General features: G+C 66.6%; 16 protein-coding genes. 5 read left to right on the forward strand and 11 right to left on the reverse strand.

Annotated features, from left to right (window positions below; genetic code table 11):
* Positions 1 to 238 precede the first annotated feature (238 nt).
* The 5 genes from G5A07_RS08660 (at position 239) to lpdA (ending at position 8,321) form a co-directional block, all read left to right on the forward strand.
* Positions 239 to 1,654, forward strand: a complete 1,416-nt coding sequence (locus G5A07_RS08660) for a cupin domain-containing protein (protein WP_191863164.1) — start codon at positions 239 to 241, stop codon at positions 1,652 to 1,654.
* A gap of 9 nt (positions 1,655 to 1,663) precedes the next feature.
* Entirely contained in the window at positions 1,664 to 2,560 is an 897-nt protein-coding gene (locus G5A07_RS08665; RefSeq protein WP_191863165.1) for a GNAT family N-acetyltransferase, read from the forward strand.
* A 186-nt stretch (positions 2,561 to 2,746) separates the two neighbouring features.
* Positions 2,747 to 5,578 (forward strand): 2-oxoglutarate dehydrogenase E1 component, encoded by a 2,832-nt coding sequence (locus G5A07_RS08670; protein ID WP_010486842.1) that lies wholly within the window; start codon positions 2,747 to 2,749, stop codon positions 5,576 to 5,578.
* 40 nt (positions 5,579 to 5,618) lie between these two features.
* Positions 5,619 to 6,821: a dihydrolipoyllysine-residue succinyltransferase gene (gene sucB / locus G5A07_RS08675; RefSeq protein ID WP_049409293.1), complete on the forward strand. Its 1,203-nt coding sequence runs from the start codon at positions 5,619 to 5,621 to the stop codon at positions 6,819 to 6,821.
* Between the two features lie 63 nt (positions 6,822 to 6,884).
* Entirely contained in the window at positions 6,885 to 8,321 is a 1,437-nt protein-coding gene (gene lpdA, locus G5A07_RS08680) for a dihydrolipoyl dehydrogenase (protein WP_010486837.1), read from the forward strand.
* 161 nt (positions 8,322 to 8,482) lie between these two features.
* On the opposite strand, the gene G5A07_RS08685 is transcribed toward lpdA, so the two are convergent.
* The 11 genes from G5A07_RS08685 to G5A07_RS08735 all read right to left on the reverse strand — a co-directional run bounded on the left by G5A07_RS08685 (position 8,483) and on the right by G5A07_RS08735 (position 22,039).
* Complete coding sequence (locus tag G5A07_RS08685; protein WP_032952780.1) at positions 8,483 to 8,740, reverse strand: hypothetical protein; 258 nt, start codon at positions 8,738 to 8,740, stop codon at positions 8,483 to 8,485.
* Positions 8,737 to 8,949 carry a hypothetical protein gene (locus G5A07_RS08690; protein WP_010486834.1) on the reverse strand — a complete coding sequence of 71 codons (213 nt, stop codon included), beginning with the start codon at positions 8,947 to 8,949 and terminating at the stop codon, positions 8,737 to 8,739. Before G5A07_RS08690 ends, G5A07_RS08685 begins: the two co-directional genes overlap by 4 nt.
* Positions 8,950 to 9,123: 174 nt before the next feature.
* Positions 9,124 to 10,716: an alkaline phosphatase D family protein gene (locus G5A07_RS08695; protein WP_191863166.1), complete on the reverse strand. Its 1,593-nt coding sequence runs from the start codon at positions 10,714 to 10,716 to the stop codon at positions 9,124 to 9,126.
* Positions 10,716 to 12,959: a TonB-dependent receptor gene (locus G5A07_RS08700; RefSeq protein WP_191863167.1), complete on the reverse strand. Its 2,244-nt coding sequence runs from the start codon at positions 12,957 to 12,959 to the stop codon at positions 10,716 to 10,718. Before G5A07_RS08700 ends, G5A07_RS08695 begins: the two co-directional genes overlap by 1 nt.
* Before the next feature lie 173 nt (positions 12,960 to 13,132).
* Positions 13,133 to 14,563 (reverse strand): replicative DNA helicase, encoded by a 1,431-nt coding sequence (locus tag G5A07_RS08705; protein WP_010486827.1) that lies wholly within the window; start codon positions 14,561 to 14,563, stop codon positions 13,133 to 13,135.
* A 212-nt stretch (positions 14,564 to 14,775) separates the two neighbouring features.
* Positions 14,776 to 15,336 carry an NAD(P)H-dependent oxidoreductase gene (locus tag G5A07_RS08710; RefSeq protein ID WP_043401598.1) on the reverse strand — a complete coding sequence of 187 codons (561 nt, stop codon included), beginning with the start codon at positions 15,334 to 15,336 and terminating at the stop codon, positions 14,776 to 14,778.
* A gap of 66 nt (positions 15,337 to 15,402) precedes the next feature.
* Positions 15,403 to 17,346 (reverse strand): asparagine synthase (glutamine-hydrolyzing), encoded by a 1,944-nt coding sequence (gene asnB, locus G5A07_RS08715; RefSeq protein WP_191863168.1) that lies wholly within the window; start codon positions 17,344 to 17,346, stop codon positions 15,403 to 15,405.
* A 3-nt stretch (positions 17,347 to 17,349) separates the two neighbouring features.
* A complete protein-coding gene (locus tag G5A07_RS08720) occupies positions 17,350 to 19,629 on the reverse strand; it encodes a transketolase C-terminal domain-containing protein (protein ID WP_191863169.1) in 2,280 nt (759 codons plus the stop codon).
* A 77-nt stretch (positions 19,630 to 19,706) separates the two neighbouring features.
* Positions 19,707 to 20,363, reverse strand: coding sequence for a glutathione S-transferase family protein (locus tag G5A07_RS08725; RefSeq protein WP_043401620.1), 657 nt, complete (start codon positions 20,361 to 20,363; stop codon positions 19,707 to 19,709).
* 164 nt (positions 20,364 to 20,527) lie between these two features.
* Complete coding sequence (locus G5A07_RS08730; protein ID WP_010486816.1) at positions 20,528 to 21,067, reverse strand: GNAT family N-acetyltransferase; 540 nt, start codon at positions 21,065 to 21,067, stop codon at positions 20,528 to 20,530.
* 126 nt (positions 21,068 to 21,193) lie between these two features.
* Entirely contained in the window at positions 21,194 to 22,039 is an 846-nt protein-coding gene (locus G5A07_RS08735) for a glycine zipper 2TM domain-containing protein (RefSeq protein WP_010486814.1), read from the reverse strand.
* Between the last annotated feature and the right edge of the window lie 133 nt (positions 22,040 to 22,172).

The raw sequence follows: 22,172 nt of genomic DNA on the forward strand, positions 1-22,172 counted from the left end.
CGAGCTTACATGGACGTACTTGCAGCGTCCCCCGCGCAGCCCACCCGCCCGGCCAAGCCCATGAAGCCGGTCGACTAACAGTCGACCCTACCAAGATGTCGCCACGAGGGGCTCAGCCGTTGGCCGGACACCCCGCGACAAACCACCGCACGTGCGCAATCCCAACGAACGTCGGACAATGGAGACCTTGGCGGCCCGCCGCGCCGCCCCTCCCGCTTTCCGCTGCAAGGATTCCCCCATGGCCGCCCGCAAGTCCTCCGCCCCCCTCATCGAAGTCACCGCCCGTCCCGGCCAGCCGCTGGGCATGGCGCCGGCCACCTTCCTGCGCGATTTCTGGCAGAAGCGCCCGCTGCTGATCCGCAACGCCTTCCCCAATTTCCAGACCCCGGTGCAGCCGGAAGACCTGGCCGGGCTGGCCTGCGAGGAAGGCGTGCTGGCGCGCCTGATCGAGCACGACAAGACCCAAGACGGCTGGCGCGTGCGTACCGGCCCGTTCCAGGAAGACGTGTTCCCCGCCCTGCCCGACCACGATTGGACCCTGCTGGTGCAGGACGTGGACAAGTGGGACCCGGACGTGCGCGCCCTGATCGAGCACTTCAGCTTCCTGCCGCGCTGGCGCATGGATGACGTGATGATCAGCTTCGCCGCCACCGGCGGCTCGGTCGGCGCCCATGTCGACCAGTACGACGTGTTCCTGCTGCAGGCCCACGGCCATCGCCGCTGGCAGATCGATGCCAGCGAATCGATCAAGGGCAGGCAGCCGCCGCTGGGCTTCCGCCCGGACGTGGAGCTGAAGCTGCTGAAGGTGTTCAAGCCCACCCACGACTGGGTGCTGGCGCCGGGCGACATGCTGTATCTGCCGCCGAACGTGCCGCACCACGGCGTGGCCGAAGACCCCTGCCTGACCTTCTCGTTCGGCATGCGTGCGCCGTCTTCTGCCGAGCTGATCAGCGACTATCTGGACACCCTGATCGCCGATGCCGACGAGAACATCCGCTACCAGGATGCCGACCTGAAGGTGCCGGCCGACCCGAACGAGATCGACACGGTGGCGATGGCGCGGGTGATCACCGCGCTCAATGCCATCCGCATGAACGACCCGGACAAGCTGGGCGACTGGTTCGGCCGCTTCATCACCACCTACCGTGCAGCGGGCGAAGTGATGGCCCACCAGGCCGCACCGGCAGCGGAGGAAGTGGCCCAGGCGCTGGCCTCGGGCCTGCTGCTGCAGCGCCACCCGTGGGCGCGACTGGCCTGGCGCCGGGCCAAGCGTGGCGCCAGCCTGTATGTCAGCGGCCAGGACTTCGCGTTGCCGGTGAAGGACGCACAGCGCCTGGCCGGTGCCGAGCAGCTCGACGCCACCGCCTATCGCGGCCTGTCCGACAAAGGCCGCGCGGTGGTCCAGCAGCTGCTGGTCGGTGGCGTGTTCCAGTTGATCGATCCGAACGAGGTGTATGACGCCGAAGACGAGGACGACGGCGAAGACGCCGTGGTGCTCGGCGAAGTGGTCGAAGGCCGTGACCGCGTGGATGCGATAGACGCCGATGCGGTGTCCGACGATGTCCACTCCGTGACCGTGCACGACGACGGCATCGAGGTCATCGTCAACTTCGAGGACGACGAGGAAGACGACAGCGACGTCGGCCGCGTCTGAGCCGCCGCCATGATCCGGGTCCAGCAGGTCAGCCACGCCGACGCCCACGTTGCCATCCACGACGTGCGCCAACGCGTGTTCGTGCAGGAACAGGGCATCGCCGCCGAACTGGAACGCGATGCGCTGGACCCGGTCAGTGCCCATGTGCTGGCGCTGGACAGTGACAACCAGCCGGTCGGCACCGGCCGACTGGCCCCGGACGGCCGCATCGGCCGCATGTCGGTGCTGGCCAGCCATCGCAGCCAGGGGGTCGGCGAGGCCCTGCTGGAGGCACTGGTCGAGGCCGGGCGCCGCCTCGGCCTGGCCGAACTGCACCTGCACGCCCAGCTGCCCGCCCGTGACTTCTATGCCCGCCAGGGCTTCCTGCCCGAGGGCGAGGTGTTCGAGGAGGCCGGCATCGGCCACCAGCAGATGCGTCGCCGGCTGGGCGCGGCCAGCGCCATCGACGGCCGCGCCGAGGCGGTGGCGATCACCACCGCCATCATCCACCGCGCCCGCCGCCAGCTGTGGCTGCACAGCCGCCAGCTGGACCCCGGCCTGCTTGACACACCGCCGGTGCAGGCCGCCCTGCGCCGCTTCGTCACCGCCCGCCACGACAAGCAGCTGCGGGTGATCGTGCACGATGCGGCTGCCGTTGCCTCTGCCGGGGCACCGCTGCTGGCGTTGGCCCAGCGCCTGCCAAGCGTGATCCAGTTCCGCGAGGTCACCGACCCGGTCGACCGTGCGTTGGCCTCGGCCTGCCTGCTCAACGATGCGGGCGACTTCTACTTTCGTCTGATCGGGCATCGCCTCGACGGCGAGGCCGGCATCGCGCTGCCGGCACGTTCGCAGCCGTTCGAGCAGCAATTGCAGCGTGTCTGGGACCGTTCGCGCGATTGCAGCGAACTGCGCGCGCTCGGCATCTGAGCGCGGGCCACCGCGCCAACCTGTCTGGAAGCGGCACCGGGGGACGCGCGGTGCCTCTGGTGGTGCCCCTTCGTGTCCGGTTGGGGGTACAATTTGGCTGTTTGAACGCGCCCGTGCATGGCTATTCATCTTCGTGCCGGGTCCTTCTGAAGCCATACCCCACAAAGCGAATCAGCACCCTCCATCGTGGACAATCAACTGAAGCAGTTTGCGCAATCTTCGCAACTCGCCGGCGGCAACGCCTCCTATGTCGAGGACCTGTACGAGCAGTACCTGGTCTCCCCGGATAGTGTCGATCCCAAATGGAAAACCTACTTCGACGGCTTCAAGGGCCGCGAAGCAGGTGACATCCCGCACTCGGCTGTCATCTCCCACATCGCGGACGCGGCCAAGGATGCGCTGAAAGCCGGCACCGGCAGCGGTGCGGGCGACGAGCGTGAGCGCAATGTCGGTCGCCTGATCACCGCCTACCGCTCGCGTGGTCACCTGGACGCGCGCCTTGATCCGCTGGGGCTGGCCGCACCGGTCAACACCCCGGACCTGGGCCTGCCGTTCCACAGCCTGTCCGATGCCGACCTCAACAGCGAGTTCAGCACCGGCGGCGTCGGCGGCCAGCCGCGCATGAAGCTGCGCGACCTGCTTGCACGCCTGAAGGCGACCTACACCGGCTCGATCGGTGCGGAGTTCATGCACATCTCCGAGGTCGAGCAGCGCCAGTGGATCTACAAGAAGCTGGAAGCGGCCGGTGGCAACTACCAGCTGGACGCTGACACCCAGCGCCGCACCCTGGAGCGCCTGACCGCGGCTGAAGGCCTGGAGCGCTACCTGCACACCAAGTACGTCGGCCAGAAGCGCTTCTCGCTGGAAGGCGGCGACTCGCTGATCCCGATGATGGACACCATCATCCGCAGCGCCGGCAAGGATGGCGTCAAGGACGTGGTGATCGGCATGGCCCACCGCGGCCGCCTGAACGTGCTGGTCAACACCCTGGGCAAGAACCCGCGCAAGCTGTTCGACGAGTTCGAAGGCAAGTTCGAGCACGACGAGCACGCCTCGGCCGGTGACGTGAAGTACCACATGGGCTTCTCGGCCGACGTCGCCACCGAAGGCGGCCCGGTGCACCTGGCGCTGGCGTTCAACCCGTCGCACCTGGAAATCGCCGACCCGGTCGTGGCCGGTTCCGTGCGTTCGCGCCAGGAGCGCCGCAAGGACACCGCCCGCAAGCAGGTCATGCCTATCCTGATCCACGGCGACGCGGCCTTCTCCGGCCAGGGCGTGGTCATGGAGCTGTTCCAGATGTCGCAGGCCCGCGGCTTCGCCGTCGGCGGCACCGTGCACATCGTGGTCAACAACCAGGTCGGCTTCACCACCTCCAACCCGCTGGATACGCGTTCCACTCGCTACGCCACCGACGTGGCGAAGATGATCGCCGCCCCGGTGCTGCACGTGAACGGCGATGATCCGGAAGCGGTGGTGTTCGCCGCGCAGCTGGCCTTCGAGTTCCGCCAGAAGTTTGCCAAGGACGTGGTCATCGACCTGATGTGCTACCGCCGTTGGGGCCACAACGAGGCCGACGAACCGGCGATCACCCAGCCGCTGATGTACCAGGTGATCCGCAAGCACGCCACCACCCGCGAGATGTACGCCGAGCAGTTGGAAAAGGCGGGCGTGATCGCCGCCGGCGCCGGCAAGGCGATGGTCGATGCCTACCGCGAGAAGCTGGACGCCGGTGAAGTGACCACCGAGCTGGCCAAGGTCGAGAAGACCCCGCCGACCAGCCCGCTGTTCGTCGATTGGCCGAAGCTGCTGGAAGGCAAGCTGTCCGATCCGATCTCGACCAAGGTCGAGAAGAACAAGCTGGTCGAGCTGGCCAAGCTGATCAACACCATTCCCGAAGACGTGCAGCTGCACTCGCGCGTGGCCAAGGTCTACGACGACCGCCGCAAGATGGCCGCCGGCGAGATCCCGGGCGACTGGGGCTTTGCCGAGAACCTGGCCTACGCCACCCTGCTCGATGAAGGCCATGCACTGCGCCTGGTCGGCCAGGACGTGGGCCGCGGTACGTTCACGCACCGCCACGCGATCCTGCACGACCAGAAGACCGACAACTACTACATGCCGCTGCGGCAGCTGGTGGATTCGCCGGAGAAGGCCACCGTCATCGATTCGCTGCTGAGCGAAGAAGCGGTGATGGCCTACGAGTACGGCTTCTCCACCACCGATCCGAACACGCTGTGCATCTGGGAAGGTCAGTTCGGCGACTTCGCCAACGGCGCCCAGGTGGTGATCGACCAGTTCATCGCCGCCGGTGAAGCCAAGTGGGGCCGTATTTCCGGCCTGACCCTGCTGCTGCCGCATGGCTATGAAGGGCAGGGCCCGGAACACAGCTCGGCGCGCCTGGAGCGCTTCCTGCAGCTGTGCGCGCTGGAGAACATGCTGGTTGTCGTGCCGTCGACCCCGGCGCAGGCCTTCCACATGCTGCGTCGCCAGCTGCACATGACCACCCGCAAGCCGCTGGTGGTGATGTCGCCGAAGTCACTGCTACGCCACAAGCTGGCTGTGTCGACCCTGGACGAGCTGGCCAACGGCGAGTTCCAGCACCTGATCGGCGACGCCAATGCGGACGCCAAGAAGGTCAAGCGCGTGGTGCTGTGCTCGGGCAAGGTCTACTACGACCTGCTGGAAGACCAGACCAAGCGTGGCCAGGACGACGTGGCAATCATCCGCGTGGAGCAGCTGTACCCGTTCCCGCGTGCGCTGCTGGCTGCCGAACTGAAGAAGTACGGCAAGGCCACCGACGTGGTGTGGACGCAGGAAGAACCGCAGAACCAAGGTGCGTGGTACCAGATCCGCCACCACCTGCAGTTCTGCCTGGCCGATGGCCAGAACCTGCACTACGCCGGTCGCGCACGTTCGGCTTCGCCGGCTGCCGGTCACATGGCTGACCACGTCCGCGAACAGCAGCAGCTGGTCGCCGACGCACTGGTCAACCCGTTCAACGACACGTTCGCTGAATAATCCTCCCCCTATTTAGAAGACAAACCAGGAAGCTCCCGCAATGGCCACCGAAGTCAAAGCCCCGGTACTGCCCGAATCCGTCGCCGACGGCACCATCGCCACCTGGCACAAGAAGGTGGGCGACGCCGTCAAGCGCGACGAAAACCTGCTTGACCTGGAAACCGACAAGGTCGTCCTGGAAGTGCCGTCGCCGGTCGACGGCGTGCTCAAGGAAATCAAGTTCAAGGAAGGCGATACCGTGACCTCCAGCCAGGTCGTGGCGATCATCGAAGAAGGCGCCGTGGCTGCTGCCCCGGCTCCGGCTGCTGAAGCCGCTCCGGCGGCTGCCGCTGCCCCGGCCGCCGCTGCTCCGGCCGCAGCCGCCGCTCCGGCCCCGGCTGCCAAGTCGGCCGCCGACGCCCTGCCGCCGGGCGCCCGCTTCACCGCCATCACCGAAGGCGTGAACCCGGCCGACGTCGACGGCACCGGCCGTCGCGGCGCGGTGACCAAGGAAGACATCGTCAACTTCGCCCGCAACGGCGGCGCCGGCAAGGCCGGTGGCGCACGTCCGGAAGAACGCGTGCCGATGACCCGCATCCGCAAGCGCATCGCCGAGCGCCTGATGGAGTCGAAGAACTCCACCGCCATGCTGACCACCTTCAACGAAGTCGACCTGTCTAAGGTCTCGGCGGCGCGCAAGGAACTGCAGGACGAGTTCGTCAAGGCACACGGCATCAAGCTGGGCTTCATGAGCTTCTTCGTGAAGGCCGCGGCCAATGCCCTGCAGCGCTTCCCGCTGGTCAACGCCTCGATCGACGGCGACGACATCATCTATCACGGCTACTCGGACATCTCGATCGCCGTGTCGACCGAGAAGGGCCTGGTCACGCCGGTGCTGCGCAACGTCGAGCGCATGTCGTTCGCCGACATCGAGAAGACCATCGCCGACTACGCCAAGAAGGCCCGTGACGGCAAGCTGAGCCTGGAAGAACTGCAGGGCGGCACCTTCACCGTGACCAACGGCGGCACCTTCGGTTCGCTGCTGTCGACCCCGATCATCAACCCGCCGCAGAGCGCCATCCTGGGCATGCACGCCATCAAGGAGCGTCCGATCGCCCAGAACGGCCAGGTCGTGATCGCGCCGATGATGTACCTGGCGCTGTCGTACGACCACCGCATCATCGACGGCAAGGATTCGGTGCAGTTCCTGGTGGACATCAAGAACCAGCTGGAAAACCCGGGCCGCATGCTGTTCGGCCTGTAAGACACCTCCCGCCCCTCCGCGCCTGCGCGGAGGGGTTCTGGTAATGCATCAAGGAATAATTCAATGGCTGAACAATTCGACGTCGTCGTCATCGGTGCCGGCCCGGCCGGTTACCACGCTGCCATCCGCGCGGCCCAGCTGGGCCTGAAGACCGCCTGCATCGACGCAGCGCTGGGCAAGGACGGCAAGCCGGCCCTCGGCGGCACCTGCCTGCGCGTGGGCTGCATCCCGTCCAAGGCGCTGCTGGATTCCTCGCGCCAGTTCTGGAACATGGGCCACATCTTTGGCGACCACGGCATCAGCTTCAAGGATGCCAAGATCGACGTCGAGGCGATGATTGGCCGCAAGGACAAGATCGTCAAGCAGTTCACCGGCGGCATCGGCATGCTGTTCAAGGCCAACAAGGTCGCCGCCTATTATGGCTTCGGCGAGCTGCAGCCGGGCAACGTGGTCAAGGTCACCCAGCATGACGGTTCCATCGTCGAGCTGAAGGGTACCAACGTCATCATCGCGGCCGGTTCGGATTCGATCGAACTGCCGTTCGCCAAGTTCGACGGCGAGACCATCGTCGACAACGTCGGCGGCCTGGACTTCACCGAAGTGCCGAACCGCCTGGCGGTGATCGGCGCCGGCGTGATCGGCCTGGAACTGGGCAGCGTGTGGAAGCGCCTGGGCGCTGAAGTCACCATCCTGGAAGCACTGCCGGAGTTCCTGGCCGTGGCCGACGCCGAAGTGGCCAAGACCGCTGCCAAGGAATTCAAGAAGCAGGGCCTGGACATCCGCCTCGGTGCCAAGGTCTCCAAGACCGAGATCACCGGCAAGGGCAAGAAGAAGGAAGTCGTTGTCACCTACACCGACAGCGAAGGCGAGAAGACCCTGACCGTGGACAAGCTGCTGGTGGCCGTCGGCCGTCGCGCCGCCACCAAGGGCCTGCTGGCTGAAGGCACCGGCGTCAAGATCAACGAGCGCGGCCAGATTGAAGTCGACGCGCACTGCCACACCGGCGTCAACGGCGTGTGGGCGGTCGGCGACTGCGTGCGCGGCCCGATGCTGGCGCACAAGGGCTTCGAGGAAGGCATCGCGGTGGCTGAGCTGATCGCCGGCCTGCCGGGCCACGTCAACTTCGACACCATCCCGTGGGTCATCTACACCGAGCCGGAACTGGCGTGGGTCGGCAAGACCGAGGCCCAGTTGAAGGCCGAGGGCATTCCGTACAAGGCCGGCAGCTTCCCGTTCGCCGCCAACGGCCGTGCCGTGGCGATGATCGAGCCGGCAGGCTTCGTCAAGATCCTGGCCCATGCCGAAACCGATCGCATCCTCGGCATGCACCTGGTCGGCGCCAACGTCTCCGAGCTGGTGCACGAAGGCGTGCTGACCATGGAGTTCAGCGGCTCGGCCGATGATCTGGCCCGCATCTGCCACGCCCACCCGTCGCTGTCGGAAGTGATCCACGACGCGGCGATGGCGGTCAGCAAGCGCGCCATCCACAAGGCGAACTGATCTGCATCATGGTAGGTGCCGACCGTTGGTCGGCACTCACCTGCAGAAGAAAAACCCCGCTTCGGCGGGGTTTTTTGTTGGCTGCCCTGGTGTAGAGCCGAGCCCACGCTCGGCTGCGCACTTGGCGGTCCGTGAAGGCCCAGCCGAGCATGGGCTCGGCGCTACACCTTTTCAGCTGGCTTCTTCGGCGGATCGTCACAGACCCTGTGCTGCACCACCGTCTCGCCAACCTTCCATTCCTTCGTGACCCGGCAGTGCGCCTTGGCCTCCGGCACCTTCGAAGCCGTCGCCCCCGCAGCATTCGCCTCGTCGGCACCGGCTGCCTGCTGGCGCTCCAGCCACGCCGATGGCGGCGCGGGCGGTGTGGCCAGCACCGGGCCTGACAACAGGACCAGGCCCATCAGCAACACGGCCCTCATGCCGCCACCGCCCGGCCGCCGAGCAACCGTGCCGGCAACATGAACAGCGCACGCAGGAACGCAAACAGCGCCGAGAAGGTGATGCCGACCAGTCGGAACGGCAGGCTCAGCAGCCAGACGAACGGCCAGGCGATCAGGGCGAGGATCGCCAGCGGCCAGCACAGCACGAACAGCAGGCACCACACACCGAGCGCGAACAGGGTCTTCATCACGGTCTCCTTGTGGCGGCACCTTGCCGCCTGCGGACACCTTGGCGCCCTGCCCTTGCCACGCACAAACGGTTTGCGACGAAACCGGCCTGGGGGCGATGAAACCGGTCCACCGCCGTTGTAGAGCCGAGCCTGCGTTCGGCTTTCCAGAAGCAGCCGAGCGTGGGCTCGGCTCTACAGGAGCTGCGATGCGCCCGGGCGGCCGTGGGTCACCTGGAAGCGCGCCGCAGTGCGCACTGCGGCATCCGCACGCAGCACGCTGTCGGCGAAGCGCAGCTCGGCGTCCACGGTCTGCCGGTTCAGCTGCAGCTTCCACCAGCCACGGCGGTCGCCATCGAAATAGCGGATGTGCGGGTTCTGCGGTATCGATGGCCCGTAATACGGACCATACGGCGTATCGTCGCCGCCGCTGCTGATCGCCGGGGCGATGAATTCGGTCGCCACGACCGGCGCACTGGCCGCGTCGAAATCCAGTTTCAGGTCGTTGACGAAGGTGGAATGCCAGTCACCGCCCAGCACGATGGCATTGCCCTGCCCGCCCGCCTGCAAGGCCTGCAGCAGGCGGTTGCGTGCGGTGGGATAGCCATCCCAGGCGTCGTTCCAGAAGCGCTCGCGCGGTGTGCCACCGTCCAGCCGCAGCTGCGCCATCAGCAGCTGCTGTACCACCACGTTCCAGCGCGTGCCCCGCGCGACGGCCATTGACTGCGCGAACCACGCCTCCTGGCCCGTGCCGAGCATGCTCATGCGTGGATCCAGCGCCGCCTCGCAGCGCGGTGACTCGCCCACACCGCAGGGATTGGCCGGGCGGAACTGGCGGCAGTCGAGCAGCGTCAGCTGTGCAAGATCGCCGTAACGCAGGCGCCGATGCACGCGCAGGCCACCGTTGCCCGCAGGCGTGCTGCGCATCGGCAGGTGCTCGTAGAACGCACGATACGCGGCCGCGCGGCGGATGATGAAATCCTCCATTGAGACGCCGGGCTTCTCCGGGGGGATGCCGGAGTAATCGTTCTGCACTTCGTGGTCATCCCAGATCACCGCGAACGCGTGTGCGGCGTGCGCGGCCTGCAGATCGGGATCGAGTTTGTACAGCGCGTACTGGTCACGGTAACGTTCCAGGCTCACCGTCTCGCCACTGAACCGCGCCGCATCCAGCGTGCTGCCACGCGCGTTCTGCAGCGGGCTGTATTCATACAGGTAGTCGCCGGCATGCAGCACCAGGTCGACATCACTCTGCGCGATGTCACGCAGCACCGGGTAGTAGCCGCTGTTCCACGCCTGGCAGGTACACAGCGCCAACCGCAACTGCTGCAACAGCGTGTCCAGCAGCGGCGCGGTGCGGAAGTGGCCGACCACGCTTTCCTCATCGCCGTCGCAGGCGAAACGATAGTAATAGTCGCGGCCGGGACGCAGGCCGTTGACCTCCACATGTACCGAATGGGCCAGCTCCGGCACAGCCGCAGCAACGCCCCGCTGCACCAGCCGGCGCATGCCGGGGTCTTCGGCCACGAACCAGCGCACGGGCACCGCCCGCGACGGCATGCCGCCGCCGTTGAGTGGGTCCGGCGCGAGCCGCGTCCACAGCACTGCACCCTGCGGATCCGGATCACCGGCGGCGACACCGAGGGTGAACGGATCACGCCCCAGCCGCGGCCGTGGGCCGGCCGTGGCCAGCCCCGGCATCGCCGCCAGTGCGATCGCCGCCCCCGCGCCCTGCCACGCCATGCGCAGCAGGCGACGACGGCTTTCCGGATCGACAGGCCCGCGCATCAGAAGTGCACGGTGGCGGTGGCCATCACCTGCCGCGGCGCGCCGACCTGCATGGTCGCCAAGCTGCGGGTCGGGTCGGCGGCGTAGGTGCCGTTGGTGTTGATCGAAGACAGGTAACGCTTGTCGGTCAGGTTGGTCAGGTTAAGCGCCACGGTCAGGTTCTGTGCCGGGCCGAGCGTGCCGAAGTCATAGGCCACCGACGCATTGACCAGCCAGTAGCTCGGCACCGACACATCGTTGGTATAGGTCACGTAACGCTTGCCGACATGGTTGGCGGCCAGTCGCAGATCCCACGGGCCCGGGGTCCAGGCCAGGGTGCTGGCGAACATCCACTCCGGTGTGTCGACGGTCGTCTTGCCGCGGGTCGGCACCACGCCGTTGTTCACGTAGTCGTTGTCGTAGGTACTGTCATTCCACGACAGCGCATTGGACCAGATCAGGTCCTGCATCGGCTTCAACTGCAGGGTCGCCTCGGCACCGCGGCTGGTCACCGAACCGACGTTGGAGAACAGCGCCGGGCAACCGAGGATGCCCACGCACTGCGCGATGGCCAGCAGGCGGTTGTCGAACTTCACGTCATACACCGCCACCGAGGCTTCATAGCCCTGGCCGTAGCCGCGCCAGCCCAGTTCGAGGGTGCGCGACTGTTCCGGCTTCAGGCTCTTCGCGCTGGCATCGAACGCGGCCTGCGGCACGTTGAACGGACTGCCCACGCCCAGTGCATAGGCCGCGATGTTCTTGGCGAACGAACCGAATATCTCGTTGCCTTCGTTGAGCTTGAAGTTGAAGCCGGCCTGCGGCAGGAAGCCCTTCTTCGAGGTCAGGCTGCTGTTGTTGGCATAGCTGCCCAGCGGTGTGCGCACGCGGGTGCGGGTGTGCGGCGACTTCGCACCGATGTCGATGGTCAGACGGTCATCGAACAGGCGGAAACGGTCCTGCACGTAGAACTGGCGGGTGATGGTGGTGTAGCGCTGGTGCCACACGCGCTGGTCCGGATTACGCAGGAAGAAATCGTCGGTGATCGGGCCGTCGATGTAATAGAAGTTGCGCTGCACGCTGTGGCCGTTGTCCTCGTACCACAGGCCCGCTTCCAGCTCGTGGCCCGCCACGCTCCAGGTGAACGCCGAGGTCACACCGGTGCGGTCGATCGCGTACTCGGTGGTGCGGATCGAGATCGGGATCTCGCGGCTGGTACCCGGGTTGGACGGATTGGACGGGCTGAACCAGTGGCCCTGGCCGCGGTTGCTGTGGTTGTAGACGTTGACCTTCAACCGCATCGACTCGTTCAGGCCGAAATCGCCGGCGATGCTGGACAGGTCGTCGTTGCGCAGGCCGTGGCCGGAGTAGTACGCATCCCACGGGCTGTTGACGCCGCCGCTGAACGTGCCGCGTGCAGCGGCCACGGCACGGTTCCAGTCCGGCGCGTAGTTGTCCCAGTCCCAGCCGAGACGATCGATCATCTCCAGCGACAGGTCCTGGTAATCGGCCTCGACGCGGCGCGAGGCGTTGAACAGCGCGGTAATCCTGCTGTCCGTTCCGAAGTTGTAGGTGGCCTTGCCGTTGAACTGCTTCAGCTCCTGCGAGCCCTTGCCCTTCCACTTGTCGCCTTCCGAGTATGCGCCGGACAGGTAGGCCGCGAAGCCCTGATGTTCACCAGTCTCCAGGCGCGCATAGCTGCGGCGCGCGTTGTCGCTGCCGAAGCTCTGTGCCAGCACTACCCCGTATTCGGTGGACGGGTCGATCGAATAGAACTGGAACACGCCGCCAAGGTTGCTGGTGGACGGCGTACCCAGCGCGCCAATGCCGGTGGAAACCTCCGCGCCGCCCAGGTTCTCGCTGATCACCGCGCGGCTGATGTGCAGGCCGTTGCTGTTGCCGTAGGCCATGTTGCCCAGCGGGATGCCATCAAGGGTGTAGCCCAGGCGGTTCTGGTTGAAACCACGCAGGCTGATGCTGGTGGACCATTCGTAGGCGCCGGTGGCATCGGCCGATTCGAAGTGCACGCCCGGCTTGCTGGCCAGCAGCTTCAGCGGGTTGGCACCCGGCGGCAGGATCTTCATGTCCTCGGCGGTCACACGCTGCACCTGGCGGGCTTCGCCGCGGCCGATCACCGAGATCGAATCGAGGGTGGTGGCCGACGGCGCGTCGGTCGTGGGGGCGGTTTCAGCGACAGCCAGCGACGGCAGCGAAGCACAGACCAGCAGGGCCAGCAGATTGCGGCGGAGCGGAGCGTGGGACGGCATGGGGGCGGATTCCTTGGGCACGCTGGACGCCGAAGGGCGGCGTCGAAGGGCAGCAGCGGCGGAATCGTAGAAGCGTCGCGTTACATGTCATTTACACGCCACATACGGACGTTTGGTGTTTGGAATGGTTTGCCGGCCAGGAGGAGATTGCCGGCCAGCGACCGGCACGCCTGTTACTCGAACGAGCCGACCGAATCGTGGGCCAGGTTGTCGAAGCGGGTGTATTCGCCGAAGAACTTCAGCTTGCACGAACCGGTCGGGCCACCACGGTGCTTGCCGATGATGATCTCGGCCAGGCCCTTGTCCGGCGAATTTTCCTTGTTGTAGTAATCGTCGCGGTAGATGAAGACGATCATGTCCGCATCCTGCTCGATTGCGCCCGATTCGCGAAGGTCGGCCATCACCGGGCGCTTGTCGGTGCGTGTTTCCAGCGAGCGGTTGAGCTGCGACAGCGCGATCACCGGCACGTGCAGTTCCTTGGCCAGGCCCTTCAGCGAACGCGAGATCTCCGAGATTTCGGTCGCGCGGTTTTCACTGTTGCCCGGCACGCTCATCAGCTGCAGGTAGTCGATCACCACCAGGCCCAGGTCATGCTCGCGCTTGAGGCGGCGGCACTTGGAACGCAGCACCTCCGGCGACACGCCCGGCGTATCGTCGATGAAGATCTTGGTTTCCTTCAGCATCTTGATCGCGCTGGTGACGCGGCTCCAGTCCTCGTCCTCCAGCTGGCCGGTACGCAGGCGCTGCGCGTTGATGCGGCCATTGGAGGAAATCAGGCGCATCGCCAGCTGCGATGCCGACATTTCCATCGAGAACACCGCCACGCCCTTCTTCGACTTGATCGCCGCGTACTCGGCGATGTTCAGCGCGAAGGTGGTCTTGCCCATGGCCGGGCGCGCAGCCAGGATGATCAGGTCGGTCGGCTGCAGGCCGGAGGTCATCGCATCGAAATCGTTGTAGCCGGTCGGCAGGCCGGTGATGTTGCCGCCGTTCTCGAAGCGGCTGCGCAGCTCTTCGAAGGCATCCTTCAGTGCACCGGGCATCGCCACAAAATCGGTACGGCCGCGTGCGCCCTGTTCGGCGATGGCGAACACGCTCTTTTCCGCCGATGCCAGCAGCTCGCTGCTCTCACGGCCCTCGGGCTGGAAACCATCGTTGACGATGTCCGTACCAACCTGGATCAGCTGCCGCAGCACTGCCTTGTCACGCACGATCTCGGCGTAGGCCACGATGTTGGCTGCCGACGGCGTGGTACTGGCCAGCTCGATCAGATAGGCACCATCGCCCACCAGTTCCATCTTGCCCTGCGATTCGAACCACTCCCCCAGGGTCACCGCATCGAACGGCCGCTCGCGCTCGGACAGCTCACGGATCGCGCGGTAGATCATCTGGTGGTCGCGGCGGTAGAAATCGCCTTCGGTCAGCTGGTCATTGACCCGGTCATAGGCCTCCGGGGCCAGCATCAGGCCACCCAGCACCGCCTGCTCGGCTTCCACCGAATGGGGCGGTACCCGCAACTGGTCGATGCGCGATTCGTCGCGATCGCGATCGAAGCCATCACCGCGCTCTCTGCGGTTGGAACGGAAGCCGGGGCGAGCGGACATGCTGCGGTGTTTCCTGCAAAAGTGGGCCGGACGAGTGTAGGCATGCGCCGACCCCGGCGGCCATGGACAAGCCTGTGGATAAGCCGTGGAGAAACGGGGGATATCCGCCGGTGCCTGGCCAGATTGGCGTGGGGGCGTCGCACTGCCTGCGACGGGCGCCGTTGCGGCACCCGAGCGGGCATTATCGCAGATGGGGGTGGCAACCGCTGGCGTCAATCGCCTTTGACGTGAACCGCGATCAGCGCCAGGAACCGGTCCACATAGCCTTGCAGGAACTTCTGCGTGCCTTCGTTGTGGATCGAGCCATCGGCATCGATCAGGCCGTCCTTGAAATGAATGAACGCCTCGGGCTGGCCGAGCACGTGCATGTCCAGGAAGGCCAGGCTGTTGCGCAGGTGCTGCTGGGCCACGGCGGTGCCGATCTGGCCGATGGAGGCGCCGATCACCGCCGCCGGCTTGCCGGCAAACGCGCTGTCGCCATACGGGCGCGAGCCGATATCGATGGCGTTCTTCAGCACGCCCGGCACCGACCGGTTGTATTCGGGGGTCACGAACAGCACCGCGTCGGCGGCACGGACCTGGTCCTTCAGCCGGGTACCCTGCGCCGGATAGTGCCCATCGAAGTCCTGGTCGTACAACGGCAGATCACCGATCTGCACGTACTGGAAGCGCGCACGGTCACCGGCAATCTTCTCCAGCGCATGGGCCAGTTTGCGGTTGCAGGAATCCTTGCGCAGGCTGCCGACGAACACGGCGATGGTGGGGACGGACATCGGGACATACTCCTCATGGTGCGGGAGACCCAGCCTAGTCGCCGGGCCCTTGCAGACCGGTGAAGATCAGCCGCCCGTGACGCCCGCGCGCACCTGCCGCCAATGTGCCTGCCAGGCCTGGAACATCAGCACGTTCCACAGATGGGTATGCCACTTGCGCTGGCCGCCGAGGAACTGCTGCCACAGCGGCTGTACCGCGGCCGCTGACAGCACGCCCTCCCGCTCCAGCCGCGCCGGCTGCAGCAGGTCTTCGGCCCATGGCCGCAGGTCGCCCTTCAGCCAGTCACTGACCGGCGCGCCAAAGCCACGCTTGGGCCGGTGCACCATCGACTGCGGCACATAACGACCCAGCACGCGCTTGAGCAGCACCTTGCTGGTGGTTTCACTGCGCTTGAAGCCCAGCGGCAGCGACCAGGCGAACTCGGCCACGCGTGAATCCAGCAGCGGCGCACGTGCTTCCAGGCTGACCGCCATCGAGGTGCGGTCGACCTTGCACAACAGGTCATCCGGCAGGTAGGTCACGTAATCGGCCAGCATCATCGCGTCGGCCGGTGTGCCGGCACCGTGCAACGGGTCGGCCAGGTCGTAGAAGCTGCCGGCAGCCTGCGCGCCCGGCACTGCCGCCGTCGGGTCGCGCCAGCGCGAGATGCGGTTGCGGTACACGTCACCGATGCCACGCGCGCCGGACTCGGCCAACAGCGCGGCCAGGCCGCCGGTACGCGAGGCCTCGCCCTGCTGCCGGGAGCGCGCGCCCATCCAACGCCGCAGCGGCCCTGGCACGCGGCCCAGCATCTGCCAGTTGCGCAGCGCGCGCACATAGCGGGTATAGCCGAAGAACAGCTCGTCACCACCATCGCCGGACAGCGCGACGGTTACGCCCTGCCGCGCCAGGCGGGCGACCAGCGCGGTCGGCACCTGCGAGGCATCAGCGAAGGGTTCGTCGAACATTGCCGGCAACTGCGGCACCACCGCCAGTGCATCGGCACCGCTGACGTAGAGTTCGGTGTGGTCACAGCCCAGATGCGCGGCCAGTTCCCTGGCCAGCGGCGCCTCGTCGTGGCCCGAACCGGTGAAGCCGATACTGAAGCTGTGCACCGGCTGACCGCTCTGTGCCTGCATCAGCGCGGCCACCAGCGATGAATCGGTGCCGCCGGACAGGAACACCCCCACCGGCACGTCGGCCACCATGCGCAGCGCCACTGCGTCGCGCAGCAGCCCGTCCAGCTGTTCCTCGGCCTCCTCGATGCGGCCCTGGAACGGCGCGGCCAGCGCCGCCTGCATGCGTGCCCGCGCATCCCAGTAAGGGCGCTGCGCCTGTTCCGGGCGGTGCGCCGATGCACCCGCCGCGACGGCTTCGGCATCCAGTCGCAGCACGCGGCCCGGCATCAGCTTGTAGCAGCGCTGGTGGATGCTGTGCGGGGCCGGAATGTAGTCCAACCGCAGCAACAGGGTCAGTGCGTCGCGGTCGATGTCGTTGTCGAACGCCGGGTGCTGCCACAGCGCCTTCAGTTCGGAACCGAACACCAGGGTGTCACCGGCCCAGCCGTAGTACAGCGGCTTCTTGCCAACTCGATCGCGGGCCAGCCACAGGCACTGCTGCTGGCGGTCCCACAGCGCGATGGCGAACATGCCGTTGCAGCGCTGCAGGGTGTCCTCGATGCCCCATTGCAGGATCGCTGCCAGCAGCACCTCGGTGTCGGAGTGACCACGGAAGGCATGCCCCAGCGGCTCCAGTTCGGCACGCAGGGCGGCAAAGTTGTAGACCTCGCCGTTGTAGGCCATCACGTAGCGACCATCGGACGAGGCCATCGGCTGGTGGCCCAGCGGCGACAGGTCGAGAATGCTCAGCCGACGGTGCGCCAGCGCGATGCCTGCCCCGGCATCGGCCCAGCTGCCGCCATCATCCGGCCCGCGGTGGTGCAGCGCCTCGCCCATGGCCAGGACCTGCGCCTGCAGCACTTCGGCCGACGCCACAGGCGCCGGCAACAACATTCCCGCCAATCCACACATGCATCAAGGTTCCTGCGCCAGTTCAAGGGCGGCGCCAATCACCGCATTGTCGCTTGGAAGCCCGAACATTGCTGCCCCCGCCAGCGGGGTATAGGTATCGGCACCGCAGACCCGGCGCAGCGGCAGGTGGCCGAAACCGGCCTCGACCAGTGCCGTGACCACGCCCTCGCCCACCCCGCCACTGTGGCGGCCCTCGTCCAGCACCAGTACCCGCCGTGCACTGGCGGCCTGGCTGGCGATGAAGTTGGCATCCAGCGGCACCAGCCAGCGCAGGTCGACCACCCGCACCTGCCAGCCCAGCTGCTGCTCGATCGCCCGCGCCGCGCGCAGCGCCATCGGCACGCCGTTGCCATAGGTGTAGACCACCAGGTCGCCTGCCTCCGGCGCATAGACCCGGCCTTCACCCGGTACCAGCGCCTGGCCCTGGTCCGGGTAGTCGAACAGCCACTGGCCATCGCCCGGCTCATGCAGGTCCTTGCTCATGTACAGTGCAATGGGCTCCAGGAACACCGCCACACGTCCATCCACCCGGGCCAGCGCCGCCAGCGTGCGCAGCATCATCACCGCATCGTCGCCACGCGACGGGCAACCGACCACCAGGCCGGGAATGTCGCGCAGCGCCGTGATTGAATTGTCGTTGTGGAAGTGGCCACCGAAGCCCTTCTGGTAGCCCAGCCCGGCCACCCGCACCAGCATCGGATTGCGGTACTGGTCATTGGAGAAGAACTGCAACGAACACGCTTCGCCGCGCACCTGGTCGATGGCGTTGTGCAGGTAGGCCAGGTACTGGATCTCCGGAATCGGCAGCATGCCCATGTTGGCCAGGCCCTGCGCCATGCCCAGGATCATGGTCTCGTCCAGCAGGGTGTTGAACACCCGGCGTGGGCCGAAGCGGCGCAGCAGATCCTTGGTGACGGTGTAGACACCGCCCTTCTGCGCGACGTCCTCGCCGAACAACAGGCTCTGCGGATACTTCGCCAGCAGTTCCTGCAGGCCGTGGTTGATCTGGATGGCGAGGTGCCGTGGCGCCTGCCGCTCAGGCAGGGTCTCCGCACCGCCATACAGCGCTTCGCGCATCTCGGCGGGCACCTCGCGCCGCGCTTCAGCCTGCACCGCCGCCGGTGTGTACGGCGCCAGCGGCGCCATCACTTCCTGCAGCGACTGCAGCGTCGGGTGGCCTTCGGCGTCGGCGGCCGCCGCCATGCAGCGCGCGCGCATCGTTTCGTAGGCCACTTCGATGGCGGCTGCATCCATCCAGCCCGATTCCATCGCGATCTGCGCCGAGCGCAGCAGCGGATCCTGCGCCTCGGCCGCGCACAGCTCCGGCAGCGCGCGCCATTCCACTTCAAAGTCGGTGCCGGCATGGCCCATCAGGCGCGTGGTACGCAGATGCAGGAAGGTCGGCCGCCGCGTGCGCCGGCAATGTTCCACCGCGGCCTGCACCTGGGCATGCCCGGTGGCCAGGTCCAGGCCATCGGCGAAGAAATAGTCGAGCCCCGGCTGCCGGCTGAAGCGCTCGGCAATCCAGCCGTCCGGCGTCTTCACCGAAATGCCCAGCCCGTTGTCCTCGCAGACGAACAGGATCGGCGCCGGCAGCTTCTGGTAGGCCGACCACATCGCGGTATTGAACGCGGTCTGCGCGGTGGCATGGTTGGCCGAGGCATCCCCGAACGAGCACAGCACGATGCTATCGGTGGGAACCGGCAGCGCCTGCCCCAACCGCTTGCCGCTCTCGATGGCCAGCGCGGTGCCCAGCGCCTTCGGCAGGTGCGAAGCAATCGTCGAGGTCTGCGGCAGCACCCACAATGGCTTGCTGCCCCACACCTTGTGGCGGCCACCGCTGGCCGGATCATCCGCGCTGGCGGCGAAGGACAGCGCGGCATCGCGCAGCGGGTCGATACCCGGCACCTGGCGTGAACGCTCGGCCATGAAGGCACCGGAGCGATAGTGCAGGAAGGCGGGATCGGTATGCCGGCAGGCCCGCGCCAGCAGCGCATTGCCTTCATGGCCGGAGGAACCGATGGTGTAGAAGACCTTGTTCTGCACGCGCAGCACGCGTGCCATCAGGTCCAGCTGGCGGCTGGCCAGCTGCGAGTCGAACAGTTCGCCGAAAGCAGCGGCGGTGAGCGTGCTGCCCGGCAGGATCGGCGCATCCGGTGCCGGGCGCGGGCGCGGGGTGCCGCGCCAGCCACGCACCGCATCGAGGAAGTTGACGTCGCACACTTCGGCGCGGTTGAGCACGCGCATGCGTGCGGGAATCGGATCTGGAACCACAGCGAACATCGAACACCCTCCGTGTCGTTGTTGCATTCCGCCGGGCATGGCCCGGCGCTACCCTGTGGGGGTCACCTTGGCGAGAGTCACGCGGCCTCGAATCGCGAGCGCACTTCGGCGGTCACCGCCGGCATCGGCAGGAAGCGCGGCTGCTCACGCACGCGCTGCAGCCAGGCGCGAACTTCCGGGAATGGTTCCAGGCTGATGCCGCCCTCGCCCGCCACATCGGTATAGGCAAATAGGGCGATATCGGCGATGCCGTATCCGCTGCCGGTGAACCATTGCGCCTGGCGCAGGTGCTGCTCCATCACCGCCAGCGCGGTGGCGGCGCGCTCGTGCAGGCGTGGCAGTTCGGCGCGGCGCGGCGATTCGGGCGCGGTCCAGCCGCGGATGAAGCGCGCCACTGCCACGCACGGCTCGTGCGTGTACTGCTCGAAGAACATCCAGCTCAACGCCTGCGCGCGCTCCCAACCATCAGTGGGCAGGTACGGCGTGCCTTCGGCCAGCCAGAACAGGATCGCGTTGGATTCGGTCAGCACGCGGCCATCGTCGCGGACGATCAGCGGCACCTTGGCATTCGGGTTGAGCGCCAGGAATTCAGGGGTATGGGTCTGGCCGTGGGCACTGTCCACTTCCACCCAGCGGTAACGACTGCCGAGTTGCTCCAGCAGCAGGCGGACCTTGTGGCAATTGCCCGAGACCGACATGCCATGCACCGTCAGCGGGACGCGCTCTTCCACCATTGCCTGCTCCATCACGTCCGGCCGGCGGCCGGTTGCGTGCAGTCTGGCAAGCACGCCGGTGAATGCCAAGCGCGGGTGCAGCATGCGGACAATCTGTAGAGCCGAGCCCATGCTCGGCTGCATTTGGCGAACGGCAGCCGAGCGTGGGCTCGGCTCTACAACCGTCAACGGCGCTGCCGCCATTGCTCGCGCGACTGGCCCCAGATCTGCATCGGCTTGTCGTTGTACGGCGCTGGCAACTCCCCCATGCGCAGCATCGTGCTGCCGAGCTTGCGCGCGACCGCCCGCGAGTTGTCGTTGTTCTCGGCGATGGTGTGGATCACCTCATCCCACCCGAGCGTGTCGAACGCCCAGTCGATCGCGGCGACCGCAGCTTCCGGCGCATAGCCCCTGCCCCAGCTGGCATGGCGGATGCCCCAGCCGACCTCGGTACCGGGCCAGTCCTGCGGTTGCCAGGGACCCATGCGCCCGATCCAGTCGCCGCTGGATTTCTCGATCACGCTGAACATCGAGAAGCCGAACAGCTGCCAGGCGCCGGCCAGGCTGCAGAAGCCACGCCAGGCCACCGAAGGCGGCTGCACGCCACCGAGGGTGCGCATCGTTTCCTCGTCGGCGCAGAACGCCAGGTAAGGTTCGTAGTCCTCGCGCAGCAGTGGGCGCAGGATCAGGCGCTCTGTTTCGATGCGCAGGTCGAAAATGCTCATGCCGGCTCCATGTCGAAGGAAGCGTCCATGATGGTGGATTCGCGCTCCGCACGGATGAATTTCGCCGGCTGCAACGAAACGGGCCGGCATGAGCCGGCCCGTGGGGTACTGCATGCTGCTTCCAGATTACTGGCGCGTGGTGGCTGCAGTGGCACCGGCGGCAGCGGTCTGCGTGACCAGCTGGCCATCGACCACCGGCAGGCGATCGCTGGCCGGCTTGTTGTCCATGCGCACGGTCTTCTCGGCGCCGTCGTAGCGATAGGTCACGTTGTAGCCCTTCACCACGTCGTTGGTGCCCATGGCGATGCGGTTACCCGGCTTGCTGGCCATGCGCATGGTGCCGGTGGTGCCGTCCTCGTTGCGGTAGGTCACGTTGTAGCCGGTAACACGGCTCGACTCGGAGGTCGCGGTCTCGGTGTGGCACTGGCGCTCGGTACGGTTGACCACGCGGCCACCCACGTGGCGCTTGTCGATCTGGTTGCCGATGAAGCCACCGGCCACGGCACCGGCCGCGGTCGCGGCCTTCTTGCCGTTACCACCGCCGACCTGGTTGCCCAGCAGGCCACCCACCACAGCACCGACCACAGTGCCGCCGACGTTGCCGTCACGTTCCGGCAGGCGCTCCTGCACCGTCACGTCCTGGCAGACTTCATGCGGTGTCTGGGTGGTGGAGGTCTCGCGCACCGCATCGGTGCCGATCACGGTGGCGTAGGCCTTCTGCTTCTCGGTGATCGGGTCGACCTTCAGCACATCGGCATATTCCAGCCCACGCGGTGCCGACGGGTCGAGCGTGTCACCACGCGCGCCATCGTCAGTGGCGTTGCCATCGACCAGGCGCGATTCGCCATTGGGGGTTCCGGCGCTGATGGAATCAGGCGACGTGTCGCCGCTCTTCATGAAGGCGGCGGTGGCGATACCACCGACCAGCAGCGCGCCCGCTGCGACCAGGACAGTTGTAGTTGTGCTTTTCATGACCTGCTCCTTGCGGACCATCCGCAACGTTCTCGGACCAGATTGCAGCATGCGCTGCCTGAACGGAATCTCCACATTTCCTGCTCATTCCCGTAACCCATTCAGCATCGGGAAATGCTGGGCCCGTGGTAGC

The organism is Stenotrophomonas sp. AS012628, assembly GCF_010608305.1.
Classification (GTDB): Bacteria; Pseudomonadota; Gammaproteobacteria; order Xanthomonadales; family Xanthomonadaceae; genus Stenotrophomonas; species Stenotrophomonas geniculata.

Coding starts and splice junctions, on each gene's coding strand:
- G5A07_RS08660 (WP_191863164.1), top strand. CDS start 239: ATGGCCGCCCGCAAGTCCTCCGCCCCCCTCATCGAAGTCACCGCCCGT.
- G5A07_RS08665 (WP_191863165.1), top strand. CDS start 1,664: ATGATCCGGGTCCAGCAGGTCAGCCACGCCGACGCCCACGTTGCCATC.
- sucB (WP_049409293.1), top strand. CDS start 5,619: ATGGCCACCGAAGTCAAAGCCCCGGTACTGCCCGAATCCGTCGCCGAC.
- lpdA (WP_010486837.1), top strand. CDS start 6,885: ATGGCTGAACAATTCGACGTCGTCGTCATCGGTGCCGGCCCGGCCGGT.
- G5A07_RS08685 (WP_032952780.1), bottom strand. CDS start 8,740: ATGAGGGCCGTGTTGCTGATGGGCCTGGTCCTGTTGTCAGGCCCGGTG.
- G5A07_RS08690 (WP_010486834.1), bottom strand. CDS start 8,949: ATGAAGACCCTGTTCGCGCTCGGTGTGTGGTGCCTGCTGTTCGTGCTG.
- G5A07_RS08695 (WP_191863166.1), bottom strand. CDS start 10,716: ATGCGCGGGCCTGTCGATCCGGAAAGCCGTCGTCGCCTGCTGCGCATG.
- G5A07_RS08700 (WP_191863167.1), bottom strand. CDS start 12,959: ATGCCGTCCCACGCTCCGCTCCGCCGCAATCTGCTGGCCCTGCTGGTC.
- G5A07_RS08705 (WP_010486827.1), bottom strand. CDS start 14,563: ATGTCCGCTCGCCCCGGCTTCCGTTCCAACCGCAGAGAGCGCGGTGAT.
- G5A07_RS08710 (WP_043401598.1), bottom strand. CDS start 15,336: ATGTCCGTCCCCACCATCGCCGTGTTCGTCGGCAGCCTGCGCAAGGAT.
- asnB (WP_191863168.1), bottom strand. CDS start 17,346: ATGTGTGGATTGGCGGGAATGTTGTTGCCGGCGCCTGTGGCGTCGGCC.
- G5A07_RS08720 (WP_191863169.1), bottom strand. CDS start 19,629: ATGTTCGCTGTGGTTCCAGATCCGATTCCCGCACGCATGCGCGTGCTC.
- G5A07_RS08725 (WP_043401620.1), bottom strand. CDS start 20,363: ATGGTGGAAGAGCGCGTCCCGCTGACGGTGCATGGCATGTCGGTCTCG.
- G5A07_RS08730 (WP_010486816.1), bottom strand. CDS start 21,067: ATGAGCATTTTCGACCTGCGCATCGAAACAGAGCGCCTGATCCTGCGC.
- G5A07_RS08735 (WP_010486814.1), bottom strand. CDS start 22,039: ATGAAAAGCACAACTACAACTGTCCTGGTCGCAGCGGGCGCGCTGCTG.